The organism is Fulvivirga lutea, assembly GCF_017068455.1.
Taxonomy (GTDB): Bacteria; Bacteroidota; Bacteroidia; order Cytophagales; family Cyclobacteriaceae; genus Fulvivirga; species Fulvivirga lutea.
Genome location: NZ_CP070608.1, coordinates 257,775 through 283,334 on the forward strand (window position 1 = coordinate 257,775; position 25,560 = coordinate 283,334).

28 protein-coding genes are annotated in these 25,560 nt (G+C 37.0%); 7 read left to right on the top strand and 21 right to left on the bottom strand.

The window, feature by feature from the left end; all coding sequences use genetic code 11:
* Positions 1-198 precede the first annotated feature (198 nt).
* A complete protein-coding gene (locus JR347_RS18455; RefSeq protein ID WP_394369449.1) occupies positions 199-561 on the top strand; it encodes an OmpA family protein in 363 nt (120 codons plus the stop codon).
* On the opposite strand, the gene JR347_RS01280 is transcribed toward JR347_RS18455, so the two are convergent.
* Positions 550-1,734 carry a proline dehydrogenase family protein gene (locus JR347_RS01280; RefSeq protein ID WP_205722259.1) on the bottom strand — a complete coding sequence of 395 codons (1,185 nt, stop codon included), beginning with the start codon at positions 1,732-1,734 and terminating at the stop codon, positions 550-552. The two genes, JR347_RS18455 and JR347_RS01280, sit on opposite strands and share 12 nt — an antisense overlap.
* Positions 1,735-1,812: 78 nt before the next feature.
* On the opposite strand from JR347_RS01280, the gene pheA reads away from it, so the two are divergent.
* From pheA to aroB, 3 genes are read left to right on the top strand one after another with little or no spacing between them, the layout of a single operon-like run.
* A complete protein-coding gene (pheA, locus tag JR347_RS01285; RefSeq protein ID WP_205722260.1) occupies positions 1,813-2,886 on the top strand; it encodes a prephenate dehydratase in 1,074 nt (357 codons plus the stop codon).
* Position 2,887: 1 nt separating this feature from the next.
* Positions 2,888-3,973, top strand: coding sequence for a bifunctional 3-deoxy-7-phosphoheptulonate synthase/chorismate mutase type II (locus JR347_RS01290; protein ID WP_205722261.1), 1,086 nt, complete (start codon positions 2,888-2,890; stop codon positions 3,971-3,973).
* Positions 3,974-3,975: 2 nt separating this feature from the next.
* On the top strand, positions 3,976-5,001 hold the full coding sequence (gene aroB / locus JR347_RS01295) for a 3-dehydroquinate synthase (RefSeq protein WP_205722262.1): 1,026 nt from the start codon (positions 3,976-3,978) through the stop codon (positions 4,999-5,001).
* Here aroB and JR347_RS01300 read toward each other — a convergent pair.
* The gene (locus tag JR347_RS01300) at positions 4,992-5,171 is read right to left on the bottom strand and encodes a hypothetical protein (protein ID WP_205722263.1); all 180 of its coding nucleotides are present in this window, start codon (positions 5,169-5,171) and stop codon (positions 4,992-4,994) included. The genes aroB and JR347_RS01300 overlap by 10 nt on opposite strands.
* 98 nt (positions 5,172-5,269) lie before the next feature.
* On the opposite strand from JR347_RS01300, the gene JR347_RS01305 reads away from it, so the two are divergent.
* Positions 5,270-6,487, top strand: coding sequence for a 3-phosphoshikimate 1-carboxyvinyltransferase (locus tag JR347_RS01305; RefSeq protein WP_205722264.1), 1,218 nt, complete (start codon positions 5,270-5,272; stop codon positions 6,485-6,487).
* Here JR347_RS01305 and JR347_RS01310 read toward each other — a convergent pair.
* The 7 genes from JR347_RS01310 to JR347_RS01340 all read right to left on the bottom strand — a co-directional run bounded on the left by JR347_RS01310 (position 6,465) and on the right by JR347_RS01340 (position 15,833).
* Positions 6,465-7,262 (bottom strand): ABC transporter substrate-binding protein, encoded by a 798-nt coding sequence (locus JR347_RS01310; protein WP_235689725.1) that lies wholly within the window; start codon positions 7,260-7,262, stop codon positions 6,465-6,467. The two genes, JR347_RS01305 and JR347_RS01310, sit on opposite strands and share 23 nt — an antisense overlap.
* A 37-nt stretch (positions 7,263-7,299) precedes the next feature.
* On the bottom strand, positions 7,300-8,424 hold the full coding sequence (locus JR347_RS01315; RefSeq protein WP_205722265.1) for a PAS domain-containing sensor histidine kinase: 1,125 nt from the start codon (positions 8,422-8,424) through the stop codon (positions 7,300-7,302).
* A gap of 59 nt (positions 8,425-8,483) precedes the next feature.
* A complete protein-coding gene (locus JR347_RS01320) occupies positions 8,484-9,005 on the bottom strand; it encodes a YfiR family protein (RefSeq protein ID WP_205722266.1) in 522 nt (173 codons plus the stop codon).
* A 176-nt stretch (positions 9,006-9,181) separates the two neighbouring features.
* Entirely contained in the window at positions 9,182-12,424 is a 3,243-nt protein-coding gene (locus tag JR347_RS01325; protein ID WP_205722267.1) for a sigma 54-interacting transcriptional regulator, read from the bottom strand.
* A 116-nt stretch (positions 12,425-12,540) separates the two neighbouring features.
* On the bottom strand, positions 12,541-13,062 hold the full coding sequence (locus JR347_RS01330) for a YfiR family protein (RefSeq protein WP_235689726.1): 522 nt from the start codon (positions 13,060-13,062) through the stop codon (positions 12,541-12,543).
* Positions 13,063-13,179: 117 nt separating this feature from the next.
* Positions 13,180-14,253: a M42 family metallopeptidase gene (locus JR347_RS01335; RefSeq protein ID WP_205722268.1), complete on the bottom strand. Its 1,074-nt coding sequence runs from the start codon at positions 14,251-14,253 to the stop codon at positions 13,180-13,182.
* Positions 14,254-14,255: 2 nt separating this feature from the next.
* Positions 14,256-15,833: an acyl-CoA carboxylase subunit beta gene (locus tag JR347_RS01340; protein ID WP_205722269.1), complete on the bottom strand. Its 1,578-nt coding sequence runs from the start codon at positions 15,831-15,833 to the stop codon at positions 14,256-14,258.
* A 111-nt stretch (positions 15,834-15,944) separates the two neighbouring features.
* Here JR347_RS01340 and JR347_RS01345 point away from each other — a divergent pair, with 111 nt between their 5' ends.
* Both JR347_RS01345 and JR347_RS01350 read left to right on the top strand, forming a co-directional pair.
* On the top strand, positions 15,945-16,895 hold the full coding sequence (locus JR347_RS01345) for a Ppx/GppA phosphatase family protein (protein ID WP_205722270.1): 951 nt from the start codon (positions 15,945-15,947) through the stop codon (positions 16,893-16,895).
* Positions 16,873-17,946: an Ldh family oxidoreductase gene (locus JR347_RS01350; protein WP_205722271.1), complete on the top strand. Its 1,074-nt coding sequence runs from the start codon at positions 16,873-16,875 to the stop codon at positions 17,944-17,946. Before JR347_RS01345 ends, JR347_RS01350 begins: the two co-directional genes overlap by 23 nt.
* 1 nt (position 17,947) lies before the next feature.
* On the opposite strand, the gene JR347_RS01355 is transcribed toward JR347_RS01350, so the two are convergent.
* The 12 genes from JR347_RS01355 to map all read right to left on the bottom strand — a co-directional run bounded on the left by JR347_RS01355 (position 17,948) and on the right by map (position 25,557).
* Positions 17,948-18,490, bottom strand: coding sequence for a hypothetical protein (locus tag JR347_RS01355; protein WP_205722272.1), 543 nt, complete (start codon positions 18,488-18,490; stop codon positions 17,948-17,950).
* Positions 18,487-18,774, bottom strand: a complete 288-nt coding sequence (locus JR347_RS01360) for an FtsB family cell division protein (protein WP_205722273.1) — start codon at positions 18,772-18,774, stop codon at positions 18,487-18,489. Before JR347_RS01360 ends, JR347_RS01355 begins: the two co-directional genes overlap by 4 nt.
* 106 nt (positions 18,775-18,880) lie before the next feature.
* On the bottom strand, positions 18,881-20,158 hold the full coding sequence (gene eno, locus JR347_RS01365) for a phosphopyruvate hydratase (RefSeq protein ID WP_205722274.1): 1,278 nt from the start codon (positions 20,156-20,158) through the stop codon (positions 18,881-18,883).
* A 3-nt stretch (positions 20,159-20,161) separates the two neighbouring features.
* A complete protein-coding gene (carA, locus tag JR347_RS01370) occupies positions 20,162-21,265 on the bottom strand; it encodes a glutamine-hydrolyzing carbamoyl-phosphate synthase small subunit (protein ID WP_205722275.1) in 1,104 nt (367 codons plus the stop codon).
* A gap of 79 nt (positions 21,266-21,344) precedes the next feature.
* Entirely contained in the window at positions 21,345-21,953 is a 609-nt protein-coding gene (rplQ, locus tag JR347_RS01375; protein ID WP_205722276.1) for a 50S ribosomal protein L17, read from the bottom strand.
* Positions 21,954-21,959: 6 nt separating this feature from the next.
* Positions 21,960-22,949 carry a DNA-directed RNA polymerase subunit alpha gene (locus JR347_RS01380; RefSeq protein WP_205722277.1) on the bottom strand — a complete coding sequence of 330 codons (990 nt, stop codon included), beginning with the start codon at positions 22,947-22,949 and terminating at the stop codon, positions 21,960-21,962.
* 66 nt (positions 22,950-23,015) lie between these two features.
* Positions 23,016-23,621: a 30S ribosomal protein S4 gene (rpsD, locus tag JR347_RS01385; RefSeq protein WP_205722278.1), complete on the bottom strand. Its 606-nt coding sequence runs from the start codon at positions 23,619-23,621 to the stop codon at positions 23,016-23,018.
* A gap of 26 nt (positions 23,622-23,647) precedes the next feature.
* Positions 23,648-24,040: a 30S ribosomal protein S11 gene (gene rpsK / locus JR347_RS01390; RefSeq protein WP_205722279.1), complete on the bottom strand. Its 393-nt coding sequence runs from the start codon at positions 24,038-24,040 to the stop codon at positions 23,648-23,650.
* Positions 24,041-24,058: 18 nt separating this feature from the next.
* On the bottom strand, positions 24,059-24,436 hold the full coding sequence (gene rpsM / locus JR347_RS01395) for a 30S ribosomal protein S13 (RefSeq protein WP_205722280.1): 378 nt from the start codon (positions 24,434-24,436) through the stop codon (positions 24,059-24,061).
* A gap of 3 nt (positions 24,437-24,439) precedes the next feature.
* A complete protein-coding gene (ykgO, locus tag JR347_RS01400; RefSeq protein ID WP_073122828.1) occupies positions 24,440-24,556 on the bottom strand; it encodes a type B 50S ribosomal protein L36 in 117 nt (38 codons plus the stop codon).
* 7 nt (positions 24,557-24,563) lie between these two features.
* On the bottom strand, positions 24,564-24,782 hold the full coding sequence (gene infA / locus JR347_RS01405) for a translation initiation factor IF-1 (protein WP_205722281.1): 219 nt from the start codon (positions 24,780-24,782) through the stop codon (positions 24,564-24,566).
* 1 nt (position 24,783) lies between these two features.
* The gene (gene map / locus JR347_RS01410; protein ID WP_205722282.1) at positions 24,784-25,557 is read right to left on the bottom strand and encodes a type I methionyl aminopeptidase; all 774 of its coding nucleotides are present in this window, start codon (positions 25,555-25,557) and stop codon (positions 24,784-24,786) included.
* Positions 25,558-25,560 lie beyond the last annotated feature (3 nt).

Below are 25,560 nucleotides of genomic sequence, written 5' to 3' on the forward strand. Positions count from 1 at the left end.
ATTACACTCAGCAATACAACCAATCACTTCATTGAAGCTGAAGTGTACACATCAGAAGATGGTTTTTACAGCTTTGCCATACCCATAGGTGCTGTTTACGAAATAAACGCAGAGAGAGAAGGCTATATATCCGTTGAACATGAACCGATGGACATGCACTCTATTTATGAGAGTGATAGTGTTAATAAAGACATTTTAATGTCTCCCATTGAAGTTGGAGAGCGAATTTCATTGGATAACATCTATTTTGACTTTGATAATGCGACATTGAGACCTGAATCAGCACCTCAATTGAATAAGGTGATAAAATTCTTAGAGGACAATAAGAAAATAAAAATACAGCTGGACGGACATACTTGCTCAATTGGTAAGGACGATTACAATCAGAAGCTTTCAGAAGACCGTGCGAGAGCAGTACTTGAATATTTGGTAGATAATGGTATTAAAGATAAGAGACTATCTTCCTTTGGTTTTGGTGAAACTAAACCAAGAGAAACCAACGAGGATGAATCTGGCCGAGAAAAAAACAGACGCGTTGAATTCGTGATTTTAGAGAAGTGATTTTCTTCTCTTTAGTTCCTTTCGTATTAAGGACAACTCTCTACTACTTTGGCCTGCTACCGAGGTATTTTCGCTTGCTCTTCTCAGCAAATACGGTATCACGGACTTTACAGGTCCGTAAGGAACATATTTGGCTACATTATAGCCTGCCTTCGCTAGGTTAAATGAAATATTGTCGCTCATACCATAAAGCTGGGCAAACCATACTCTAGGATCATTATTATTCATGCTGTGTTTCTCCATCAGTAAAGCCAGGTAATAATTACTATACTCGTTATGCGAACCACAAACAACTGACACTCTTTGTTTATTATCGATACAAAAAGCTAAGCCCTTATTAAAATTATCGTCTGTTGCCTCTTTTGTTGGTTGAATAGGGCTAGGATACCCTTTTTCTTCAGCTCTTTCTCTTTCCTTTTCCATGTAGGCACCTCTAACCAACTTTACACCTAAGTAATAGTTATCCATGGCGGCATAATGAAAGGCATTCTTTAACGCCTCCAGAGTGCCAGTACGGTACATTTGAAGTGTATTATAAACAATGGCCTTTTCTTTATTGTATTCCTTCATCATGGCATAGGCCATATCATCTATCGGATTCTGAAGCCAGGTTTCTTCTGCATCAATTAAGATTGGCACATTACTTTCAAAGGCTTTTTTACAAATGGTATTTACTCTTTCCTTTACTCTATCAAAGGCCTTATTCTCCTTTTCTGTAAGCGTTTCTCCATTCTGAATTTTAATAAGCAGATTAGTATTCGCCAAACCTGTTACTTTAAAAACACTGAATGGTATACTTGGTGATGACTTCGCAAACTCTACAGTCTTAAGGATTTCATCTTTTGTTTTATCAAAAGAAGCTTCATCCTCCTCTCCCTCTACAGAATAATCTAAAATAGTGCCTATAGAATAATCACTGAGCTCCTTAATGGTCTTCTCACTTTCCTTAATGGTTTCTCCACCACAGAAATGCTCAAATATGGTATACTTTATAATTCCCTTTATTGGTAAGCGTAGTGCCATCCCCAACTTCACAGATCCTGTGGCTAAGCTGGAAATAGTCGGATTGTTAACTACTGTAAAAAGAAAATTAGCCTTTTTTAGTGCTTTATTTGACTTCGCTTCAAAAGCGATGGATGTATCATCAAAAGAAATATTCGATGCTAATTGCATAGGTAAAATTTATTGAGTCAAAGATATAAAATAACCTATAATCAACTGATTTGTTTTAATTTAATATCTTAGTCTGCTATGAGTGAGATCAATTCTATAGAGGAAGCAAGAGTCAAAATTGATTCTATTGATGCAGAATTACTGCGTTTATTGAATGACCGTATGGAAGTTGTTAAATCTATAGGTGATTTGAAGAGAAACTCCAATGGAGCCATTTACAGGCCGGACAGGGAACAGGCCATCATTCAAAGGTTATCTGAGCTTACTACTGGCAGATTGAACAAGAAGGCGATTGAGGCAATTTTTCTTGAAATTTTTGCTGTAAGTAGAAATATTGAATTGTCGGAAAAAGTGGCCTACCTCGGGCCTGAGGGTAGCTTTACGCATCAGGCGGCAGAAAGTAGGTTCGGAGCAATAAGTGAATACATACCGCTAAAAACCATTAAAAGTGTTTTTGAAGCTGTGGACACCAAAAGGGTTAGATTTGGTGTGATCCCTGTTGAAAACAATCAGGAAGGCATAGTTAATGATACTATTAAGCTTTTAAATAGTTTAGATATTAATATCGTAGCCGAATTACCAATGCCTATTCACTTTACTTTCGGTTCCATCAATGATGACCTGAAAGCAATAACTAAAATTTATTCAAAAGATATTGCCTTTCAGCAATGCAGTAAATTTATAGAAGAATATTTCAACCATGACGTTGAATTAATACCTGTAGATTCAACCAGTAAAGCAGCTCAATTGGCCTCTGAGAAAAGCGGCACAGCAGCTATCTGCTCACCCATTGCAGCTAAGCTGTATAAACTGCCTGTTTTGTTTGATAATATTGAAGATAGTGCAGACAACTTTACACGTTTTTTAATCATTTCAGATGATTTTAAGAATAATAAAAGCGGTAATGATAAAACATCGATATTGGTTAAGCTTTCTTCCGAACCAGGAAGTCTCGTTAATTTTTTGCAAAAATTTTATGATGCTAACATCAATCTGAACAAGATTGAAAGTTATCCTGCAAAAAAAGGCAAAGGTTTTAGTTATCAGTTTCTATTAGAATTTGATGGACATTTTGATGACGCATCCGTCAGTCAGTTGCTGGCAGATAATGATAGTATTAAATGGTTAGGCAGCTACCCTAAATTGTGTTAGTATGAGAGAAAGAATAGAAACCCTCTGGAAGAAAGATAAATCGCCTTTAATGATTGCTGGGCCATGTAGTGCCGAGAGTGAAGAACAACTACGTTTAAGTACGCAGTTGTTGAGCGAAATAGGTGTCAAAGTAATTCGTGCGGGTATTTGGAAGCCAAGAACCAGACCAAATACGTTTGAAGGCATAGGAAGCCCCGCATTGCAATGGATTAAAGACATTAAAAAGGATTTTGATGTTCAGTTTGCTATTGAAGTAGCTACGGCACAACACGTAGAATTGGCTCTGGAATATGGTGTTGATGTTTTATGGATAGGTGCCAGAACCACTGTAAACCCATTTACAGTTCAAGAAATTGCAGACTCATTGAAAGGAGTTGACATTCCTGTTCTTGTTAAAAACCCAATTAATCCTGATTTAGCCTTGTGGTTAGGAGCATTGGAGCGCCTATCTAATGCAGGTATTTCTAAATTAGGCGCCATACATAGGGGTTTTTCATCACATAGAAAATCGAAATATCGAAATGAGCCTTTATGGCAGATACCCATAGAATTAAAAAGGCTTCACCCGGACCTGCCATTAATTGGAGACCCGAGTCACATTGCTGGTGAGAGAGGTTTAATAGAAGCCGTTTCTCAGAAGGCACTAGATGTTAATTATGATGGCTTAATGATAGAGGTGCATCCAAATCCGGATAAAGCACTTAGCGATGCCAAACAGCAAATTACACCAGCAACTCTGGAGAGACTTCTTGGTACTTTGCAAGTACGGTCTGCAACCTCAGATAATGCCTTATTTTTATCTAAACTGGAGCAATTACGTGATAAAATTGACGAAGTTGATCAAGAGCTCATACAGGTTCTAAGGAATAGAATGGATTTGGTGGATGAATTAGGTGTTTATAAAAAAGAAAACAACGTCTCTATATTCCAACTAAACAGGTGGAAGGATATAATGCAGAGTAGAGGGAAATGGGCTGAAGATGCGCAATTAAGAAGAGAGTTCATCGAAGATATTTACAAGATAATTCATGAGGAATCTATAAAAAAACAAACAAGTATTTCTGAAGCTTCAACTACCAGCAAATAATTGTGAGCAACGTTATTTTTTCAACACAAATAAGTAAAGAACTAAATAGGATACTCGATAGCACCAAGTATAGCAAGCTGGCTGTTATTGTGGACGAAAACACCTTAAAGCATTGCTTGCCATTATTGGATACTAAAGATTATAAGTTAATTGAAATAAATGCCGGGGAAAAATATAAGACACTAGATACCTGTACCTTCATCTGGCAGAAACTAACTGAGTATTCTTTTGACAGACACGGACTCGTAATAAATCTTGGTGGTGGTGTTATTGGAGATATGGGCGGGTTTTGCGCCAGCACATATAAAAGAGGTATTCGATTTATAAACATCCCTACTACATTACTCGCACAGGTAGATGCAAGTGTGGGTGGAAAATTAGGTGTAGATTTTAACGGGTTTAAAAATCACATTGGACTTTTTGCTGAGCCTGAAGCTGTACTTATTGATGCTATCTTTCTAAGGACATTGCCAGAGAATGAATTAAAATCAGGCTATGCGGAGGTTATAAAGCACCATCTGATTAGAGATTTTAATGGGTGGAATACTCTTTCTCAGTCAGAGTTTAACTCCCTCGATTGGTTAGAGATTATTAAACACTCGGTTAAAATAAAAAACCAGATAGTAAGTGAAGACCCCAGAGAATCTGGATTAAGAAAAATATTAAACTTTGGACATACAGTGGGTCACGCCATTGAAAGCCACTTTTTAAATACTGATGAGCCTTTGTTACATGGTGAAGCCATTGCATTAGGAATGATTTGTGAAAGCCATATTTCCTTTCAAAGGAATATGATTTCAAAAGATGTGTTAAATGAAATCACCCATCATATTTCAAACCACTATAAATTGAGGGTTATTAAAGAAGAAGCTTTTGAAATACTTTGGAATTTAATGGGGCAAGATAAAAAAAATAACACCTCCAATGTTTTAGCTGTTTTGCTAAACTCTATTGGAGAAGCAACCTTCGACTGTACAATCTCTAAAAAAGAGACGTTTGAAGCTTTAAACTTCTTAAATCATGTGTAGTTAACATCTGATTCATCATAAAGGTCTGTTTTTCCTTTATTGTCTAATTCAGATGCTTTTTTTACTACTGAACTTCTAACTTTTTTACCGGTTTTCCCAAAAGCCATAAAGGCCACAGCCGCACCTGTTGCTAAACCAAATAACAAAGCCAATTTTTTACCTGTTTTCATTTTCAATTTAAAGTTTTACTAGAGACAAATAGTTTGTTTATATACTGTTATATACGTTTTTTCCTCTATAATTGTTCTCTTCACATAGAAAGTAAATTATGAGTGAAGAAAGTATCTTACTTCCATCTACATCAAATTTTGATCCAAAAATTATACAACTCCCTGCATCAAAGAGTGTTGCCAACCGTGCCTTAATTGTTCATGCTCTGGCAAAAGGAAAATCTGAGATAAAAAATCTATCTGAAGCAAGAGATACACAAACCATGATACGCCTTTTACACTCTGATTCGGAACTATTGGATGTTCTTGATGCAGGAACTACCATGCGCTTTCTAACAGCTTTTTTGGCCATTACTAATCAACATAAAATACTAACCGGAACCGCCAGAATGAAAGAGCGACCAATAGGTATTCTTGTTGATTCATTAAAAAGTATTGGAGCCAAAATTAGTTATGTCGAAAGAGAAGGTTTTCCACCAATTAAAATTGAAGGATTTGCTGCTACAGAGGTTAAAGAAATAAAGATGCGCGGTGATGTTAGTAGCCAATACATTTCAGCTTTAATGATGGTGGCTCCTTTATTAAAAGGTGGCTTAAAAATAAACCTGGAGGGGAAAATAGGTAGTAAGCCTTATATTGAAATGACTCTTGCTGTAATGAAACACTTTGGAGCAGCGGGAGAATTTAGTGCAAATGTGATTTCAATTCCTCCTCAAAAGTATAAAGACGCTACCTATTCTATCGAACCTGACTGGTCCGCTGCGAGTTACTGGTATAGTCTAGTTGCATTGAGTAAAAATTCTAGCATAACGTTGGCAGGATTAAAGCCTGACGCCATACAGGGTGATAGTGTTATCTGGAAGATAATGCAATCATTAGGAGTGAACACTACTTTTAATGAAGAAGGGGCAGTGTTGACTAAAGCAGAATACAGCAATTCGTTTGAATATGATTTTACTCATTGTCCTGACCTTGCTCAAACAGTAGCCGTGGTATGTGCTGCCAAAGGAATAAAGGCAAAGTTCACCGGGTTAGAAAGTCTTAAAATAAAGGAGACAGACAGAGTAAAGGCACTACAAGTTGAGCTTAGCAAGTTTGGTGCAGCCTTATATGAGGTTGATAATGTTTGGATTTTAGAACCTGCACCAAATCCTGAATGGGATCATTTGGTAATAGATACATACGAAGATCACAGAATGGCTATGGCTTTCGCCCCTTTATGCATGTTAGGTAAAGTGGAAATTAAAGATCCATCGGTAGTGAATAAGTCCTATCCTGGCTTTTGGAACGACTTTAGAAAAGTGGGTCTAGCTTAGCCCGAAGCTGTTTAAAATAATCCGCTGTTTTTAATAATCGACTCCCATACCACGAAAACAATTCTCCATCTACAATTAGAATTTTAGATTTTGGGAAGAGCTCTTCAAATTCCTCTAAATGTTTCTTCTTAAACGGAAATGGTTCGGATGAAAGAAGCACCACTTGTGGCTGAAGATTTTCTAACTCTTCCAAACTAAGCTCAGGGTATCTGCTTGGTGAAATTAAATTTTCAAAACCCGACTTTTGAAGCATTTTATTGATAAAGGTATCCTTTCCAACCACCATCTTGGGTTTATTCCAGATGAAGTAAAGACATGTAAGTTTTTTAAATTCTGGTAATTGATCAAATGACGTTCTAATGGAATTAACCAATCGGTTCGCTTTATCTTCTACTCTAAATATCGTGCCTATAGAAGTGATCATATTTAGAGAATCATTCAAATCATAGATATCACTCATCCAAACCGGGTACTTCTTTTTAAGCTGATTAATACCAGACTCATAATTTTCCTCCTTATTACCAATTATAAGATCAGGCTGAATTTCATCAATCTTATCAAATCTAAAGTTCTTTGTACCTCCAATTATTGGTTTTGATTTTACGCTGTCAGCTGGATGTATACAGAATTTAGTAAGACCTGCTATTTTATCCTCCAAACCTAAGTCAAAAAGCAACTCTGTTTGTGAAGGAACTAAGGAAATTACCCGCATGGGGGAATGAGGTATTATGACCTCAGACCCCATTTGGTCTTTAAAAAGTTGTTTCTCAGCCATCTATTCAAAGCTAGCTGAGACAATAAGAATTAAAAAATTAGTTTAATGAAAATGCTCGGGCGTGGACTTCGGTATTAAGGAAGTTTGGTATCGATATGGTAAAGGAAGTTCCTTTACCATACTCAGACTGCACCCTTATTTGTCCACCAAGTTTATCAACTGTATCTTTTACTATATATAACCCCAAACCAGATCCTTTGGCATTTTCATCTGCCCTGTAAAAGATATCGAAGATATAATTAAGGTACTGCTGTCTGATACCGATACCGTTATCTTCAACCTTAATATTGCATTCATCAGGCGTAACCTGAATGTTTATTTTTAAGTATGACTCCTGTTTTCCCTTATCGCTGTATTTAAAGGCATTGGAAATAACATTGGTCAGAATGGTTTTTACTCTCACCGAATCAGAATATAAATCTGATATTCGGTTTATATTGTAAGTAACAGCAACATGATCAGCATTGTAAAAATTAGTGAGCTGATCAAGTTCCTCTTTAATGATTTCTTCAAAGTCAATTCTTTCATTTCGTATTGCTAACTTCTCGTTTCTGTAAAAACTGTTGATGTCTTCTATAAAATGGTCGAGTTTTAACAAACTCTTTCTTATCATACCCAGGTAGTCGTGCTTTTCCTTCTCCGGATCCTGTCTGGCTAGCTCTACTAGACCTAGTGCTGATAATAATGGCGCTCTTAAATCGTGAGAGGTTTTATAGATAAATTGATCTAGTTCGTTGTTGGCTTTCCTTAGCTTCTCTTCTGCAATTTTCCTATCAGTGATGTCGTGAAGCGTGATTACCAAACCTCCAACCTCTTCATTTTTTAACAGATTAGATATTGTAACATCAAAGTACAATGTGCCACCCTTCTTTGCCAGTAGACATATTTCTGTAAGCTTACTCTCTTTACTATTATCTCTTCTGTTAACAAAATCTCGTAATGAGTTCTGCTTTTCAGGATTAATAAACTCAAATAAACTTTTGCCTAAAGCTTCCTCGGGCCGTGTGCCCAATTTTCTTCTCACTGATCCGTTGATATATTTAATCACATATTCATCATCGGTGATTAAAATTATATCGTTGGATTTCTCCACAATTGAATGAAACATATCTTCTCCCTCCAGCCCAGCTAAGGACAACCCCTCTAGATAATTTATTGTCATTATTTCGGCATTCTATAGGTGCCTAACACCAGAATCAAATATCTACGAGTACGACTTACTTATATAAGTATTGCCATTGCAGCTAACTGACCACTTACTTTTAAATTGGCCTGATCAACAGTTTTTTGATTAAGCTCGAAAACTAATTTGTTATTTACTGTTCTAAAGTTGATTGCACTTCCTTTCTGACCTAACCCTGGAGTGTCAGTAATAGTTAGTGTAGGATAACCAGCAAGCTTTCTTTGAATACTTTCGAAAGATCTTCCTTCATTTTTACCCACATAAATAATATGGCACCCTGTTATTTCATTTACAGAGTTGAATTTCTTAACAGCATATTTCTTATCACCTCTTACCTTACCATCGTACCAAGTGTTTAGTGTGCTGTATACATTATCATCTCCAATTACTCCGATTACAAAGTCTTGTGACGAATCGTATCCTGGCCACTGAATATATTTAATGAAGTTGTAAATCATCATTGAGTGGATTTCGTGAACAGGGCGATCGCTACCTGCTTTTCCAGTTAATGAAGCAATTAGTAAAAGTGTTAATGCAAATGTTGTTTGTAATTTTCTCATTTTTTTTAAATAAACTAGTTGGACAATGCTCTTCACTTTACAAAGGCAGTGCCAAAAAATTAATTTAAACTAAAAAATGGGTTTTAAGTCCAAAAAAGGGCTTTTCAACTAAATGAGAAAAGATTAATTGAAATATTTATTCACGATATTTCGTGTTTTTCACGATATTTCGTGAATTATTGACGTGAAATATTGAGCTTTTTAATTCTGCTTTCAAGCGTTGTTGGTTTGAGGCCCAGCACCTCTGCAGCACCTCCTGGTCCACTAATTTTCCAATTGGTGTGGTGTAATACTTTTAAAATATAGTTGCGTTCAAATTTTTCGAGTGTCTCAAATTTATCATCATTTTGTGTTGACTTCGTACCCGAAAGAAACCAGTCGCCTAGCTTCAATTGATTAGAAGGGCTAATAATTACAGCACGCTCGATAATATTTTCAAGCTCACGCACATTACCGGGCCAATTGTATTTCTCCAATTGAGAAATAACACTTTGTGGTATTTTATTTACTTCTTTTCCCAGTTTTTGATTATATCTCTGAACAAAATGATTCACTAACAATCTAATATCACTCTTTCGCTCCCTCAAAGCCGGAATATATAGCGGAAACACATTTAACCGATAAAATAAATCAGATCTAAAACTACCTTCTTCAACAGCCTTTTCAAGATCGCGATTAGTAGCAGCTATTAAGCGCACATCTACTTTGATGGTCTTTGTACCGCCTAATCTTTCAAACTCACCTTCTTGCAAAGCTCTCAAAAGCTTTGGTTGTAGCTCAATGGGCATTTCACCCACTTCATCTAAAAACAAGGTACCTCCATCGGCCAGCTCAAACCTACCTTGTTTGGCAGCAACTGCCCCTGTAAATGCACCTTTTTCATGCCCAAATAATTCACTTTCTATTAATGTAGCGGGCAATGCAGCACAATTTATCTTTATCAGTGGTTTATCCTTTCTTTCACTTAAACTATGAATTGCTTTGGAAATCACCTCTTTACCTGTACCGGTCTCACCGAGTATTAATACTGTTGAAGATGTTTTGGCAACATGCTCCATATCAACTAAAACGCGCTTAAAATCTTTATCCTGGCTTATTATGTTTTCAATATAATTTGTAGATCCAATTTCTTCCTTTAGGTAAATATTTTCAGCTTCTAGCTTATCTCGTAGATCTTTCACCTCCTCTAGTGCCTTCTCCAACTTTTTTGTACGGTCTTTTACCTCCTTTTCAAGGTTATCATTCATTTGCCGTAAACTTTTTTCAATGGTCACTCTCTCAATTGAGTTCACTATTACTTCCGCCACAAGCTTAAGAAGAATGATATCATTAATAGACCAATTATTTTTCTGCTCTGCATCAAAACCCATGTAGCCATACACTCTATTACCAACCACCATTGGCATATTCAGCATAGATTTGATGCCGTATTGATCGAATATCTTCTGAAACGCTCCTATGTCATCCGTCTGCTCTTCAATATCTGAGATTAGAAGCATACGTTTAGCGTCAAGCAATTCAAAAGGCCATGGGTAATCCTTTCGTAAAACTTTCTGAAACTCAGATTTTAAAGGCATTACATCCCGTTTCACCCATTCAGCGGTAGTTGTACCGTAAGAACCATCTTCACTCAGTTTGAATATGTAAGATCTGTCTGCATTAACGTATTCGCCTACCTTCCGCAAGGCCCAGTCGATTGACTCTCTGATTGTCTTTTCATTAGCATTAATGAATTCTGCTGAAATATCTGAAACCAAACCTTCGAGCTCTAACCTCTCTTTCAACTCATCTTCCACTCTTTTGCGCTCAATTTCAAGGCCCATTCGGTTGGCACCAATTAATAATAGTGACTCAACCCACGGCTCTCGCTCCAATTCTTTAGAGTCAATAATAAAAAGATGCCCAATAGTTTTTTTGGAGCTATCAGAAATAGGTACACCCAGATAACCTTGCGATTTATTAGCTGTTAAAAATGCATCTTTTGGGAAGGCCTGCGCAATTCCCTGTCTATAATAAGTAGTTCCCTCTTTCAACACCTTCTCAGCTGGAGAACCATTTACTTTATAGGTGTAATTTTCTTCAAAATGATCCTTGTTCCACAAACTAACAATCTCAAGCTCATCCTGAACGTTATCTACAACCTGTGATATACCAACAATAGAAACATTGAGGTATTCAGCCATTGTTCTAATGAAATTGGGAATAAAATCCATCTTGGATTTTGACAAAGCTTCTTCCACCAGCCTTGTAATAATACCCTCAATATGTTTTTGTTGAGAAATGGGTTGTATCACTAATATTATTCCCTGGTTCTGCTCCACAGCGTAATGCGAAGCTGATACTTCAGCTGAGATGGTCTCCCCATTTTTGCACTGTAATACAAACTGTGCAGATAAACCCTTTTTGCTACTTAATACAGAGTCTAAAAACTTATTAATCTTATCATGCTGTGAGGGAGTATATTCCGATATTTTTTTTCCGATGAGTTCTTTACCCCTGAATCCCAAAATATCTTCAGATCTTGGGTTTACCTCGGCAATAGATTGAGTTACCGCATCAAGTATTATGATGGCATCATTTGAATAATTAAGGATATTCTGAAACTTGTTCTGACTATCTTCAAGCGCCCTTTTAGTTGTGGCCTTCTCCTTACTTTCAAGTTCCAGTCTTTCGGTGATATCTAAACTACTACCAATCATTCGGGTAGCTCGGCCATTTTCATCTCTTGCAATGACCATTCCCCTATCCTTAAACCACCTATATTGTCCCGCTTTATTTTTTAATCGATGCTCCGACTCATATTTCTTTGTTAAGCCCTTTAAGTGATCAGCTAACCGAATGCTATACTTCGCTGAATCGTCTGGATGTAGAAAGTCATTCCAATCAGTTAAAAAATTCATTAGCTCTTTTCGAGTGTAACCTAAATTTTCCGCAAACTGATTGCTGAAGAAAATCTTTTTATCCTTAATATTCCAATCCCAAACCCCTTCATTTAGAATTTCCATACCCACTTTCCACCTCTCCTGATTGGCCATTAACTCCTGCTCAACACTTCGTTGTTTTTCAACATCAATTAAAAAATGGCACAATAATTCGCTTTCGTCAGACTTAAAAATGCGCGGAATAATCTGTACCACTTTTTCGTTGCCCGAACAAAGCAATAATGGCGTATCAAAGGCCTCTTCTGAATTAGAAGAAAGCTTAGAGAAATAACTTTTAAAGCTTTTTAGTGAGAAATCAGGGTGTATGTCTGTTACTTTCTTTGCAAGAAGTACTTCATTAGAATATCCTGACAATTCGCAAAACTGATTATTAACGGCTATCAGCTCACCTTCGGCATTCATCCAGCACATAGCAAAAGGTGCATTTTTAATGCTTTCCTCCAATGTATGAGCAGAGACTAGTGAAGTTTTATTCATCAATTTAAAAGCCGATTAACAGAAAATTAAGAGTTTTGATTATGATTATCTAAAGGCTACCTAATAAAAAAGCCATTCACTGGTTAGCGAATGGCTTTCAATTATTTTTAATTCGGTTATATTAATATTGCCATGGCCGTTAATTGACTTGAGGTTTTTAAGTTGGCTTTATTCATTGCCGCCTGATTCAATTCAAACTTTAACCTACCATCTAACACTTTAAAGTTGATACAACTTCCTTTTTCTCCTAGACCTCTTCTGTTTGTAACTGTTAAAGTTGAGCTAGAGCCAATTTTGCCTAAAACATCCTCAAACTGATTGCTACCGCTATCTCCAACATACAACAGCTGACAGCCAGATACCTCTGAAGCTGATTCAAATTTCTTAATAATGAACTTCTTACCACCTCTCTCCTTATTTCCGTACCAGGTATTAAGTGTGTTATAAACGTTGTCATCCTTGAGTACGCCTATCACAAATTCACCTGCATTCTGATCACCAGGCCACTGGATATACTTCAAAAAGTTGTAAATCATCATCGCATGCAATTCATGCTCAGGACGATTTTGGGATTGCACCTGAGTATTAAACGCCATGGTACAAACAGCCATTAAAAATATAATTTTGATCAATTTCATCACTTCTCAAGTTTAGTCATAGGTTGCAACAAAAATACGAAACCATTCTGGTTAATTGAAAAATTCCAACTCTTCAAATAGCTGAATGTAAGGAAATTACAAAAATAAATTTCGATTTTACTTCAAATAGCGAAAATCATGCCCGTTTTTAACCTTTAATAAGAATGAATAAATAAGTTTTATAACATTCTGAACATCTTCTTTATGTACAGTTTCTACTGTGGTATGCATATATTTCAATGGTAGCGAAATTAAAGCCGATGCGACTCCCTGATTTGAGTAAGCAAAAGCGTCTGTATCAGTACCGGTAGCTCTTGATGCAGCTGCTCGCTGAAATGGTATTTTATTCTTTTCTGCCACTTCAATAATCATGTCAAGCACATTGTTGTGCACCGCAGGGCCATATGTCAGAACAGGGCCATCCCCGGCCTTTTGATGACCACTTTCTATTTTGTTATACATGGGTGAGCAAGTATCGTGGCAAACATCCGTTACAATGGCTATATTAGGATTAATCCTTTCTGCGATCATCTGCGCCCCTCTCAAACCTACTTCCTCTTGTACAGCATTGACTATATACAGACCAAAATCTAGTTTCTTTTTATTTTCATGTAGCATTTTAGCTACTTCCGCAATCATGAAGCCGCCTATTCTATTATCTAGTGCCCTACCTGATAAGTAATTTTTGTTAAGGTCAATCAACTCATCATCAAAAGTCATTACACAGCCAACGTGCACTCCTAACTTTTCTACCTCTTCCTTACTAGTGCACCCTACATCGACAAAAATATTCTTGAGTGAAGGTTGTTCTTCAGATGATTTATCTCTTCTAACATGAATTGCCGGCCAACCAAAAACACCTTTTATAATGCCCTTTTTTGTATGGATGTTTACTCTTTTCGATGGTGCAATCTGATGGTCAGAGCCACCATTACGCCTAACGTAGATATACCCTTCTTCTGTAATGTAGTTCACAAACCATGAAATCTCATCGGCATGAGCCTCAATCACAACTTTGTAATTTGCCTTTGGGTTTATTACACCTACCGCTGTTCCATAAGTGTCAGTAAAATAATCATCTATGTATGGCTTAATGTATTCAAGCCATATCTCTTGCCCTGATTTTTCAAAACCTGTTGGCGATGCATTATTTAAATACTTATCTAAAAACTTTCTGCTCTCTTTTTTCATAATTACAAAGGAATATTTCCGTGTTTCTTTTTGGGTAAAGTATCAACTTTATTCTCAAGCATTTTGAATGCTTTGATGAGCTTCGAGCGTGTATCTTCGGGCATAATCACCTCATCAATATAACCTCTGTGGGCAGCTCTGTAAGGGTTGGCAAATTTCTCTGTGTATTCATCGACCTTTTCCTGCAATTTGGCCTCAGGGTCTTTGGCTTCAGAAATTTCTTTTCTAAAAATAATCTCTGATGCACCTTTTGCTCCCATAACGGCTATTTCTGCCATCGGCCAAGCATAGTTCATGTCAGCACCAATATGTTTAGAGTTCATTACATCATACGCTCCACCATACGCCTTTCTTGTAATTACTGTAATTCTTGGCACAGTTGCTTCACTAAAAGCATAAAGTAATTTAGCTCCATTAGTAATTATTGCATTCCACTCCTGATCTGTTCCTGGTAAGAATCCGGGTACATCTTCCAACACTAATAATGGAATATTAAAACAATCACAAAAACGTACAAATCGAGCTCCTTTTGTGCTGGCGTCAATATCTAATACACCTGCCAATGACGCAGGCTGATTGCCCACTACACCAATACTCCTTCCTGCTATTCTCGCGAAACCGACAACGATATTATCAGCAAAGTTTTTATGAACCTCCATGAAAGAATCTTCATCTACAATGCCTTCAATAACCTCACGCATATCGTAAGGCTGGTTAGGATTATCTGGAATGATGTTATTTAAGGAAGGTACTTTTTCATCAGCCTTACTTTCATACGCAACCATTGGCGCATCATCCTCACAGTTTTGTGGCATGTAGCTCAACAGTGCCTTTATATTATTAATACATTCTACTTCATTAGCGCATGAAAAGTGTGTTACACCGCTTTTCGTACTGTGAGTGCTTGCTCCACCCAACTCCTCTGCCGAAACATCCTCCTGAGTAACAGTTTTCACCACATTCGGCCCTGTCACAAACATGTAAGAAGTATTCTCTACCATTAGGATGAAATCAGTAATCGCGGGTGAGTAAACTGCTCCTCCAGCGCAAGGTCCCATAATAGCTGAAATCTGAGGTATAACGCCTGAAGCCCGTGTGTTTCGATAAAAGATATCCGCATAACCGCCTAAGGAAACTACCCCTTCCTGAATTCTTGCGCCACCTGAATCGTTTAAACCGATTAATGGAGCACCATTTTTCATGGCCAACTCCATAATTTTAACGATCTTCTCAGCATGTGTTTCTGATAATGAACCACCGAAAACAGTAAAGTCCTGTGAGAACACATAGATCAACCTACCGTTGACCGTTCCATAGCCAGTCACAACACCATCACCTAAATAGTACTGCTTATCCAAGCCAAAATCTTTACAACGGTGCATGACAAACTTTCCAATCTCTTCAAACGAGCCCTCATCTAACAACAGATCAATACGTTCTCTTGCTGTCAACTTCCCCTTGCCGTGTTGAGCTTCTATTCTTGCTTCACCGCCACCTTTTAACGCTTCGTTATTTTTACTTTCTAATAGTTTATATTTTTCGTCTTTTGTAGGTAATGTATAGACTCTTTTATCAGACATGTAGTTATCGATTTATTTGATTAGAGCGTCAAATATAAGTAAAAGAGAGCCAATAAGCGGATAGGCTTTTTAATAAATCCCAGCTATATTGTGAACTGATATAATTACTGAATGAAAAAAATTGCACTAATCGATTGTGGTACAAACACCTTTCATTTGATGATAGCCGAATTAGGAAGCAAAAATTTCAGAATCATTGAAAGAATAAAGAAGGCTGTAAAAATTGGTGCTGGTGGCATTAATAATCAAACGATACTGCTAGATGCGCAAGATAGGGCTATTGAGGCCCTCAGCTCATTTAGTGAGCGAATTATAAATGAAAAAATAGAAGAGGTTCATGCTTTTGCTACTAGTGCATTCCGGAATGCTACTAACGGTGAGGATATAAAAAAGAGCATTTTTAAAATTACAGGTATTGATGTATCCATTATTACTGGTGATAGGGAAGCAGAGTTAATATTTAAAGGCGTAAGCCTGGCGCTTAATTTAGATGAAAAACCAGCGTTGGTGATGGACATTGGAGGCGGTAGTGTAGAATTTATCATCGGTAATAATAAAGAGATTAGCTGGAAAAGAAGTTTTGAAATAGGTGGACAGAGATTAGTTGAGCTGTTTCATAAGTCTGATCCTATAGACTCCAATGAAATGAAAGCTTTGGATCAGTATTTTGACGAAAATCTTGGCGAATTAGTGACAGCTCTTTCTAAGTACAAACCTTTGATACTTGCAGGCTCGTCAGGTACTTTCGATACTTTAAGTGAAATCTACTGCAAAGAAAATGGACTTGATTTCGATGAAAATAAACCGGAATTACCACTCACATTATCTTCATATCTACAAATACATCAAAAATTGATCAACAAAACACGGGAAGAACGAATGCAAATTCCCGGTATGATTGAGATACGAGTTGATATGATTGTTGTAGCTTCGTGCCTGATAAATTACCTAGTATCAAAATATAAGTTTGAAAGTGTTAGAGTATCTACATACTCCTTAAAAGAGGGTGCTCTGGCTGAGCTAATGAATCAAAATTCAGATGGAAGAAATAATCCCAGTTGAGCGACTAACAAAATTCACAAAGAACATTTTTCTATCAATAGGATGTAGTGAATCAGATGCTGATCTAGCAACCAATGTTCTAATAAAAGCTGACTTAAGAGGTATTGATTCTCACGGTGTGGCACGGTTAATTGGATACGTACGACTATGGGAAACAGATAGAGTAAATCCCAAACCTGAAATTAAAATAGTGCACGAAACCCCTAGTACAGCAGTTGTTGACGGTGATAAAGGTTTAGGTTTGGTAGTGGCTCCAAAAGCTATGGAAATAGCCATGGAAAAAGCTGATAAAGTTGGTACCGGTTGGGTGAGCGTTAAAAATTCGAACCATTTCGGGATAGCAGGTTATCACGCCATGATGGGACTAGAAAGAGATATGATTGGTATGGCTATGACGAATGCAAGTCCTTTAGTAGCTCCTACATTCGCTACGGAAAGAATGCTAGGAACTAATCCTATAGCTGTAAGCATACCCACTAAAAATCAACCTCCTTTTGTAGCGGATTTAGCAACAACTACTGCTGCTAATGGCAAACTGGAAATTCTACAACGCAAAGATGTAGAAGCACCCTTAGGTTGGGTACAGAAAAAAGATGGCAGTGCATCCACTAACCCTAATGAATTAAAAGATGGCGGAGCACTACTTCCACTAGGTGGTGATCGAGAACATGGGAGCCACAAAGGTTATGCACTAGGATCCATCGTAGATATTTTCTCTGCGGTTTTCAGTGGTGCCAACTATGGGCCTTGGGCGCCTCCGTTTGTAAGCTTTCTACCCTTACCTGAAAATCCGGTGGGTGAAGGCTTAGGTCATTTCGTAGGTGCTATGCGCATAGATGCCTGGAGGCCAGCCGATGAATTTAAATCTCACATGGATAACTGGATTTCCCGTTTTAGAGAAACAAAGGCCATTGAAGGTAAGAAGGTATTAATACCAGGTGATCCAGAAAGAGAGTTTGAAGCTAAAAGAATAAAAGAGGGAATCCCTCTAAATTCAAAAGTGGTGGCTGATTTGCAGGAGTTGGCTGAAAAGTTTGGTGTTAAACTTTAGCTTAAAATCCCAAGGTTACCCCAATTCTAAACACCCATGGGCTGTTATAAGGTGATTTATCTTCATCATAGAGTACATTATACAATGCTGCGATATTGAAACCAGCATTTCTACCTAATGGTTGAAAATAACCGCCACCTACAAATGCCCCCGGAACCCACTCTCTTCTTGATGAGCCATCATTAATATTGAAAAATTCAAGGCTCAAATTTTCATACTCTGCCTGTGCATAGAATTGCTCTTGAATATTATGCCTAGCAAAGAGACGGTAACCATAAATGTTAGTTTCAAAATCTTCAAAATTGTCAAATTCTCTTTTGAAGTAAATATAGGTGATGCCCAGACCTGCCGAGAAGTCATCAGTAAATCGGTACCCGACTAAAGGTGAAATTTCAATGTTTGTAATTGTTCCAAATTGAAGCCCAAGATTACCCCCAAAATAAATTCTATCAGATAGTTTATCACCATCTAATTCATTCCCTGTCTGAGCTAAAGATGCATATGACATCAAAGCAAAGACAAATAGAACAGCGTATTTTTTCATTCCTCTTCTTCGATAATAAATAAGTCTTCTGACTCTTTTTTCATGAGGTACTTCTCGCGTGCGAATTTCTCCAGTTTTTTCTTGCTACTAAAAAGCTCCTCACGCTCCTGCTTTACCTCAGTAATTTTCTCTAGATAATACGCTTTTTGGTCTTCAAGGTTCTTCCTTTTTTGATTCAATTTGTATTGGGTGTAGATATCGTTTGAATCAATAAAAAGCATCCAGATTAAAAAGAAAATACCAAACAAGAAGTAAAAGTTTCTGCTAAATCTTGGAATTTGCATTGTATGATAGTTTAAAAAATATGTTTGAATATAAGAATAAATACGATTTTCTAAAAAAAGCCGGCTGAAGAACCGGCTTTTTAGATATGTAATCGTACAGTATACTCTACTTTTTAGGGAAGTAAGCTACTTCACCCAATTCCTCTTCAATTCTTAGTAATTGATTGTACTTGGCCATTCTATCAGAACGAGATGCAGAGCCTGTTTTAATCTGGCCTGCATTAGTAGCAACTGCGATATCAGCAATTGTTGCATCCTCAGTCTCTCCTGATCTGTGAGAAATTACTGCCGTAAATCCTGCTTTATGAGCCATTTCTATAGCGTCTAATGTTTCAGACAGCGTACCAATCTGATTTACTTTTATCAATATTGAGTTAGCCGATTTCTCTTCGATTCCTCTTTTTAAGAATTTAACATTCGTTACAAAAAGGTCATCACCCACTAGTTGACATTTATCTCCAATCTTGGCAGTTAACATCTTCCAGCCTTCCCAATCATTTTCATCACAGCCATCTTCGATTGAATCAATTGGATATTTATCTACTAATTCAGCCAAATAAGCAACTTGCTCTTCTTTAGATCTAACAGCACCACTCTCACCTTCGAACTTTGCGTAGTTGTATTTTCCATCTTCATAAAACTCTGATGAAGCACAGTCTAATGCAATAGTAATATCTTTACCAGGAGTATAGCCTGCTTTCTTTATCGCATCAAGAACACTGTTAAGCGCTTCTTCCGTACCACCCGAAAAATTAGGAGCAAACCCTCCTTCATCACCTACGGCAGTGCTAAGTCCTTTTTCTTTTATGATAGCCTTCAGGTTATGAAATACTTCCGTACCCATTCTAATTGCTTCACTAAAAGTAGGCGCGCCTACTGGTCGAATCATAAATTCCTGAAACGCTATTGGTGCATCAGAATGTGATCCTCCATTGATTATGTTCATCATTGGCACTGGTAATGTCGCTGCATTTGTGCCACCTATATATCTGTATAAAGGTAATCCAAGCTCAGCAGCAGCAGCTTTAGCAACGGCTAAAGAAACACCTAATATAGCGTTGGCACCGAGTTTAGCTTTATTAGGTGTACCATCAGCTTCTATCATTATTCGATCAATCAACTTTTGATCAAATACTGAAAAACCGATTAACTCCTCAGCCAAGTCGCCATTTACATTTTCAACAGCCTTTAATACGCCTTTACCTAAGTATTTTGATTTATCACCATCTCTAAGTTCCACTGCTTCATTTTCACCTGTTGAAGCGCCTGATGGTACTGCTGCTCTTCCTAAAATTCCGTTTTCTGTAACTACATCAACTTCAATAGTTGGGTTTCCTCTAGAATCAAGGATTTGCCTTGCATATATGCTTTCTATTAAACTCATCTTTTATTTTTTAGATTTCATTAATTCAATAAATTGATCGAATAGGTATCTGCTATCATGTGGTCCTGGAGAAGCTTCAGGGTGATACTGCACTGAAAATGCGTTCTTACCTTTTACTTTGATACCTGCCACAGTATCATCATTTAAATGGCGGTGAGTAACTTCTACTTTATCAGATTTCTCTATGTCTTCAGCAGAAACCACAAACCCATGATTTTGGGATGTAATCTCACTTTTACCTGTTCCTAAATTTAATATTGGATGATTTAAACCTCTATGGCCGTGGTGCATTTTATATGTACCAATGCCACAGGCTCTGGCTAAGATTTGATGACCTAAACATATGCCAAATAATGGTTTATCTTCCTTGAGTATTTCTTTTACTGTTTCCACAGCATAATCCATTACGGATGGGTCACCAGGTCCGTTGGATATAAAATAACCATCAGGATTGAAAGATTTAAGATCTTCGAATGTAGATTTTGCAGGGAAAACTTCACAATAAACACCTCTTGAAATAAGGTTCTTTAATATGCTGTTTTTAATACCTAAATCTAATACAGCAACTTTGAATTCAGCATTTTCATCTCCCAGTTTCTTTCTTTCCTTAGTACATACTTTAGAAGAAAGTTCCAGACCATCCATAGAAGGGACTTTTGCAAGTTCTTTTTTAAGTTCATCAGGGTTCAATTCAGAAGAAATAATCGCATTCATTGCTCCTTTACTTCTAATATGCCTAACAAGCATTCTTGTGTCAATATCTGCTATGCCTGTAACCTCATGCCTTTCTAAATACTGCTGGAGACTTTCATTTGATCTTTGTCTACTGGCTATCGGAGAATAATCATTAACAACAATTCCGCTTATTTTAGGATAGTCAGACTCATTTTCATCCTCAATAACCCCATAGTTTCCTATGTGCGAATTAGTATTAACAATTATTTGGCCCGTATAAGATGGGTCTGTGTAAATTTCCTGGTAGCCAGTCATGCCCGTATTAAAGCATATTTCACCACCTTTTGTTCCATTTTTACCTATTGCTGTACCTTCAAAAAGAAGACCATCTTCAAGTAACAGATAGGCTTTTTGTTTCGTGGTTGTATCCATTAAATTTAGTTTGGTGCAAAAATAAAAAAAGGGATTAGATATAAATCCAATCCCTTCTATTTTTTAGAAATTCAACGTTTTAGTTGTCTTTCTCTTCATCCTTTTTCTCTTCTTTAGCTTCTGCCTTAGGTTCTTCTGCCTTTGGCTCTTCCTTCGCTTCTTCAGCTTTAGCTTCTACTTCTTCTACAGCTTCCGCCTTTGGCTCTTCTTTCTTCTCAGATTTTGCTTCCGTTGCTTCTGCTTTAGGAGCATCGTCCTTCTTGCTGCTTCCACCTCTTCGGCTTCTTCTAGTCTTAGATTTCTTAGCCCCCTTCTCTTCAAGCATCAACTCATTGTAGTCAACTAACTCAATGATACACATGTCTGCATTATCACCAAGTCTGTTTCCTAACTTAAGAATTCTTGTGTAACCACCTGGTCTGTCAGCAATTTTAGTTGCTACTTCATCAAATAGTTCTTTAACAGAATCTTTATCGTTTAAGTAAGAGAAAACAACTCGTCTAGAGTGTGTAGTGTCATCTTTAGCTTTTGTAAGGATAGGCTCTACATATTTTCTTAACGCTCTTGCTTTTGCTACTGTAGTAGTGATTCTCTTGTTTGAAATCAATGAAGAGGCCATATTAGAAAGCATTGCACTTCTATGAGGAGCAGTTCTTCCTAAATGATTAAATTTCTTACCGTGTCTCATTGCTTATTATTCTTCATCAAGTTTATACTTGGATAGATCCATACCGAAAGTAAGGTTCTTATCCTGAACTAATTGCTCAAGTTCAGCTAATGACTTTTTACCAAAGTTTCTGAACTTCATCATATCAGAAATTTCTAATCTTACTAGATCGCCTAAAGTTTTTACATCAGCCGCCTTTAAGCAATTGTAAGCTCTTACTGATAAGTCTAAATCGTTAAGTTGAGTTTTCAACAACTTACGCATGTGAAGCATCTCTTCATCCACTTGCTCAATTTCACCAGCTCTCTCAGTTTCTAATTCGATAGACTTGTCAGAGAACAACATGAAATGCTGAATAAGTATGTGAGCAGCACCTTCTAATGCTTTCTCAGGATGAATTGATCCATCAGTTTCAATATCTAAAACTAACTGCTCATAGTCAGTTTTCTGCTCTACCCTTGTATTCTCAACGCTGTATTTCACATTTTTGATAGGTGTGAAGATCGCATCGATTGGAATAAATCCGAATACTTGCTCAGCAGGTTTGTTTTCTTCAGCAGGTAAATAACCTCTTCCTTTGTCAACAGATAATTCGATTTCGAAATCAACTGAATCATCAAGATTACAGATTACTAAATCTGGGTTAAGTACTTCAAAAGCAGAAGTGAAATTAGAAATATCACCAGCTTTGAATTCCTTTTGATTTTTTATTGAAACTGTAATTTTATTATCAAAAGAATCTCCGATTTTCTTAAATCTTACCATTTTAAGGTTTAAGATAATTTCAGAAACATCTTCTACAACACCTTCTATCGTTGAGAATTCGTGTAACACACCAGGAACTTTAATTCCTGTAATGGCATGACCCTCTAAAGAAGAAAGTAAAATTCTTCTTAGGGCATTACCAATAGTTACACCGTACCCTTTTTCAAGAGGTTTAAATGTGAAGATACCATGAAAGTCATCCGCCTTTTCCATGGCGACCTTATCTGGCATTTGGAATGCTAAAATTGACATATTAGTATTAGCTTTAATTGTTGTAGTCCCGATAAAAGATCGGGACTAGTAAATATTTTATTTCGATTACTTAGAGTAAAGTTCAACGATTAGCTGCTCGTTAATGTTCTCAGGAATATCATCACGCTGAGGAACAGAAACTACCTTTCCAGCTAATTCACTAGCATCAAACTCTAACCAAGGGAATCTTTTGGCTCCGTTTGTTGCAAGGCTATCAGTAACAGCTTCTAATGATTTAGAACGCTCTCTAACCGCTACAACATCTCCGATTCTTAAAGAAACAGAAGGAACATTTACGATTTCACCATTTACAGTGATGTGCTTGTGTAGAACTAATTGTCTTGCAGCTCTTCTAGTAGGAGCAATACCTAATCTGAATACTGTGTTATCCAATCTAGCTTCAAGCATTTGCAATAGGATTTCACCAGTTACACCAGATTTTCTAGAAGCTTTCTTGAATATGTTAGCAAATTGCTTCTCTAATACACCGTAAGTGTATTTAGCCTTTTGCTTTTCCATTAACTGGATAGCATATTCAGATTGCTTTCTTCTTCTGCTTCTACCATGTTGGCCCGGAGGGTATGCTTTTTTAGCAACCGCCTTGCTTGGACCAAATATTGGCTCATTAAATCTTCTAGCAATTTTCGCTTTCGGACCTCTGTATCTTGCCATTTCTTATTCTTTCTTAATAGATAATATTATACTCTTCTTCTTTTAGGAGGTCTACATCCATTGTGTGGTAATGGAGTAACATCCTTAATCATAGTAACTTCAATACCAGTATTTTGGATAGTACGGATAGCTGATTCTCTACCTGCACCAGGGCCTTTTACTAGTACTTCTACTTTTCTTAAACCAAGATCATAAGCTTTTTGAGCGCAATCTTGTGCTGCCATCTGAGCTGCATATGGAGTGTTCTTTTTAGAACCTTTGAATCCCATTTTACCGGCTGATGCCCATGATATCACCTGACCAGTTGTATTAGTCATTGATATGATGATGTTATTGAACGAAGCTTTGATATGCGCTTGACCAATAGCCTCTACAGCTACTACACGCTTTTTTGCTTTATCTTTTCTTTTCTGTGCCATCGTTAATTACACTATTTATTATTTAGTAGCTTTTTTCTTGTTAGCTACAGTCTTTCTCTTACCTTTTCTTGTTCTAGAGTTGTTCTTAGTTCTTTGTCCTCTAACCGGAAGACCTTTTCTATGTCTAAGACCTCTGTAACAACCGATATCTAACAATCTTTTGATACTAAGTTGAACTTCTGACTTAAGAACACCTTCTACTTTGTGATTCTCACTGATAATGTTACGAATCGCTGTAGATTCGTCATCAGTCCAATCTTGTGCTTTTTTGTTAGGATCCACCCCAGCCTGCTCAAGAATATTTTGCGCTGTACTTCTTCCTATACCAAAAATATAGGTAAGGGCAATTACGCCTCTTTTATTATCTGGAATATCAACTCCTGCAATACGTGCCATAACTTAGCCTTGTCTTTGTTTAAACCTTGGATTCTTTTTATTAATTACGTAGACCTTCCCATTTCTTCTGATCACTTTGCAATCAGCGCTACGTTTTTTAACAGATGCTTTAACTTTCATCAGTATCTTATTTATATCTATAAACTATTCGTCCCTTTGTTAAATCGTAAGGCGACATTTCTAACTTCACTTTGTCACCCGGTAAAATCTTAATATAGTTCATTCTCATTTTGCCAGATATATGCGCAATTACTTCGTGTCCATTTTCTAACTCAACTCTAAACATTGCGTTAGATAATGCTTCTGTAATTGTACCATCTTGCTCAATAGACTGCTGTTTTGCCATATTAAAACTTAAAGTTTTCTTCTATATATTTATGGGTCGTTAAGACCTCAGTTCCTTCTTTAAATATTGCTACTGTATGTTCAAAGTGGGCAGATGGTTTCCTATCTGCTGTTCTTATTGTCCATCCATCGTCTTCCTGAACTACACTTTTAGAACCCAGATTAATCATAGGCTCAATTGCTATAACCAATCCATCATTTAGTTTAGGTCCTCTACCAGGTTTACCATAATTTGGCACTTCCGGACTTTCATGAAGTTCTTCTCCTATTCCGTGCCCCACTAACTCACGAACAATACCATACCCAAATGGTTCCACATGTTTTTGAATAGCGCTGGCTATATCACCAATTCTATTTCCACACACAGCTTTTTCAATACCTTTATAAAGCGACTCTTTTGTCACTTTCAAGAGCTTTAACGTTTCGTCATTCACTTTTCCTACTGGGTAAGTGTAAGCTGAATCGCTATGAAACCCTTTGAAGAAGACACCACAATCAACTGATATAATGTCACCTTCTTTTAATTCATAATCGCTTGGAAATCCGTGAACTACGTTCTCATTTAATGAAATACATAGTGACGCAGGAAATCCGTTGAAATTTTTAAATGAAGGTACTCCTCCATGATCTCTTATGAACTCTTCTGCAATTCTGTCAAGCTCAATGGTTTTAACACCTGGCTTAACATGCTTTGCAACTTCACCGTGCGCTTTTCCTAAAATTTGCGCACTTTCTTTTATTAGTTCTACTTGCTCTCTAGTCTTGTAATGAATCATTAT

Coding starts and splice junctions, on each gene's coding strand:
- rplQ (WP_205722276.1), bottom strand. CDS start 21,953: ATGAGACACGGTAAGAAATTTAATCATTTAGGAAGAACTGCTCCTCAT.
- ykgO (WP_073122828.1), bottom strand. CDS start 24,556: ATGAAAGTTAAAGCATCTGTTAAAAAACGTAGCGCTGATTGCAAAGTG.
- map (WP_205722282.1), bottom strand. CDS start 25,557: ATGATTCATTACAAGACTAGAGAGCAAGTAGAACTAATAAAAGAAAGT.
- JR347_RS01340 (WP_205722269.1), bottom strand. CDS start 15,833: ATGTCTGATAAAAGAGTCTATACATTACCTACAAAAGACGAAAAATAT.
- JR347_RS01280 (WP_205722259.1), bottom strand. CDS start 1,734: ATGCAATTAGCATCGAATATTTCTTTTGATGATACATCCATCGCTTTT.
- JR347_RS01350 (WP_205722271.1), top strand. CDS start 16,873: ATGGAAGAAATAATCCCAGTTGAGCGACTAACAAAATTCACAAAGAAC.
- JR347_RS01310 (WP_235689725.1), bottom strand. CDS start 7,262: ATGGCTGAGAAACAACTTTTTAAAGACCAAATGGGGTCTGAGGTCATA.
- eno (WP_205722274.1), bottom strand. CDS start 20,158: ATGAGTTTAATAGAAAGCATATATGCAAGGCAAATCCTTGATTCTAGA.
- rpsD (WP_205722278.1), bottom strand. CDS start 23,621: ATGGCAAGATACAGAGGTCCGAAAGCGAAAATTGCTAGAAGATTTAAT.
- JR347_RS01380 (WP_205722277.1), bottom strand. CDS start 22,949: ATGTCAATTTTAGCATTCCAAATGCCAGATAAGGTCGCCATGGAAAAG.
- JR347_RS01300 (WP_205722263.1), bottom strand. CDS start 5,171: ATGAAAACAGGTAAAAAATTGGCTTTGTTATTTGGTTTAGCAACAGGT.
- carA (WP_205722275.1), bottom strand. CDS start 21,265: ATGGATACAACCACGAAACAAAAAGCCTATCTGTTACTTGAAGATGGT.
- JR347_RS01325 (WP_205722267.1), bottom strand. CDS start 12,424: ATGAATAAAACTTCACTAGTCTCTGCTCATACATTGGAGGAAAGCATT.
- JR347_RS01360 (WP_205722273.1), bottom strand. CDS start 18,774: ATGCAAATTCCAAGATTTAGCAGAAACTTTTACTTCTTGTTTGGTATT.
- JR347_RS01315 (WP_205722265.1), bottom strand. CDS start 8,424: ATGACAATAAATTATCTAGAGGGGTTGTCCTTAGCTGGGCTGGAGGGA.
- JR347_RS01335 (WP_205722268.1), bottom strand. CDS start 14,253: ATGAAAAAAGAGAGCAGAAAGTTTTTAGATAAGTATTTAAATAATGCA.
- JR347_RS01320 (WP_205722266.1), bottom strand. CDS start 9,005: ATGAGAAAATTACAAACAACATTTGCATTAACACTTTTACTAATTGCT.
- JR347_RS18455 (WP_394369449.1), top strand. CDS start 199: ATGTCTCCCATTGAAGTTGGAGAGCGAATTTCATTGGATAACATCTAT.
- pheA (WP_205722260.1), top strand. CDS start 1,813: ATGAGTGAGATCAATTCTATAGAGGAAGCAAGAGTCAAAATTGATTCT.
- rpsK (WP_205722279.1), bottom strand. CDS start 24,040: ATGGCACAGAAAAGAAAAGATAAAGCAAAAAAGCGTGTAGTAGCTGTA.
- infA (WP_205722281.1), bottom strand. CDS start 24,782: ATGGCAAAACAGCAGTCTATTGAGCAAGATGGTACAATTACAGAAGCA.
- JR347_RS01330 (WP_235689726.1), bottom strand. CDS start 13,062: ATGAAATTGATCAAAATTATATTTTTAATGGCTGTTTGTACCATGGCG.
- JR347_RS01355 (WP_205722272.1), bottom strand. CDS start 18,490: ATGAAAAAATACGCTGTTCTATTTGTCTTTGCTTTGATGTCATATGCA.
- JR347_RS01305 (WP_205722264.1), top strand. CDS start 5,270: ATGAGTGAAGAAAGTATCTTACTTCCATCTACATCAAATTTTGATCCA.
- JR347_RS01290 (WP_205722261.1), top strand. CDS start 2,888: ATGAGAGAAAGAATAGAAACCCTCTGGAAGAAAGATAAATCGCCTTTA.
- rpsM (WP_205722280.1), bottom strand. CDS start 24,436: ATGGCACGTATTGCAGGAGTTGATATTCCAGATAATAAAAGAGGCGTA.
- JR347_RS01345 (WP_205722270.1), top strand. CDS start 15,945: ATGAAAAAAATTGCACTAATCGATTGTGGTACAAACACCTTTCATTTG.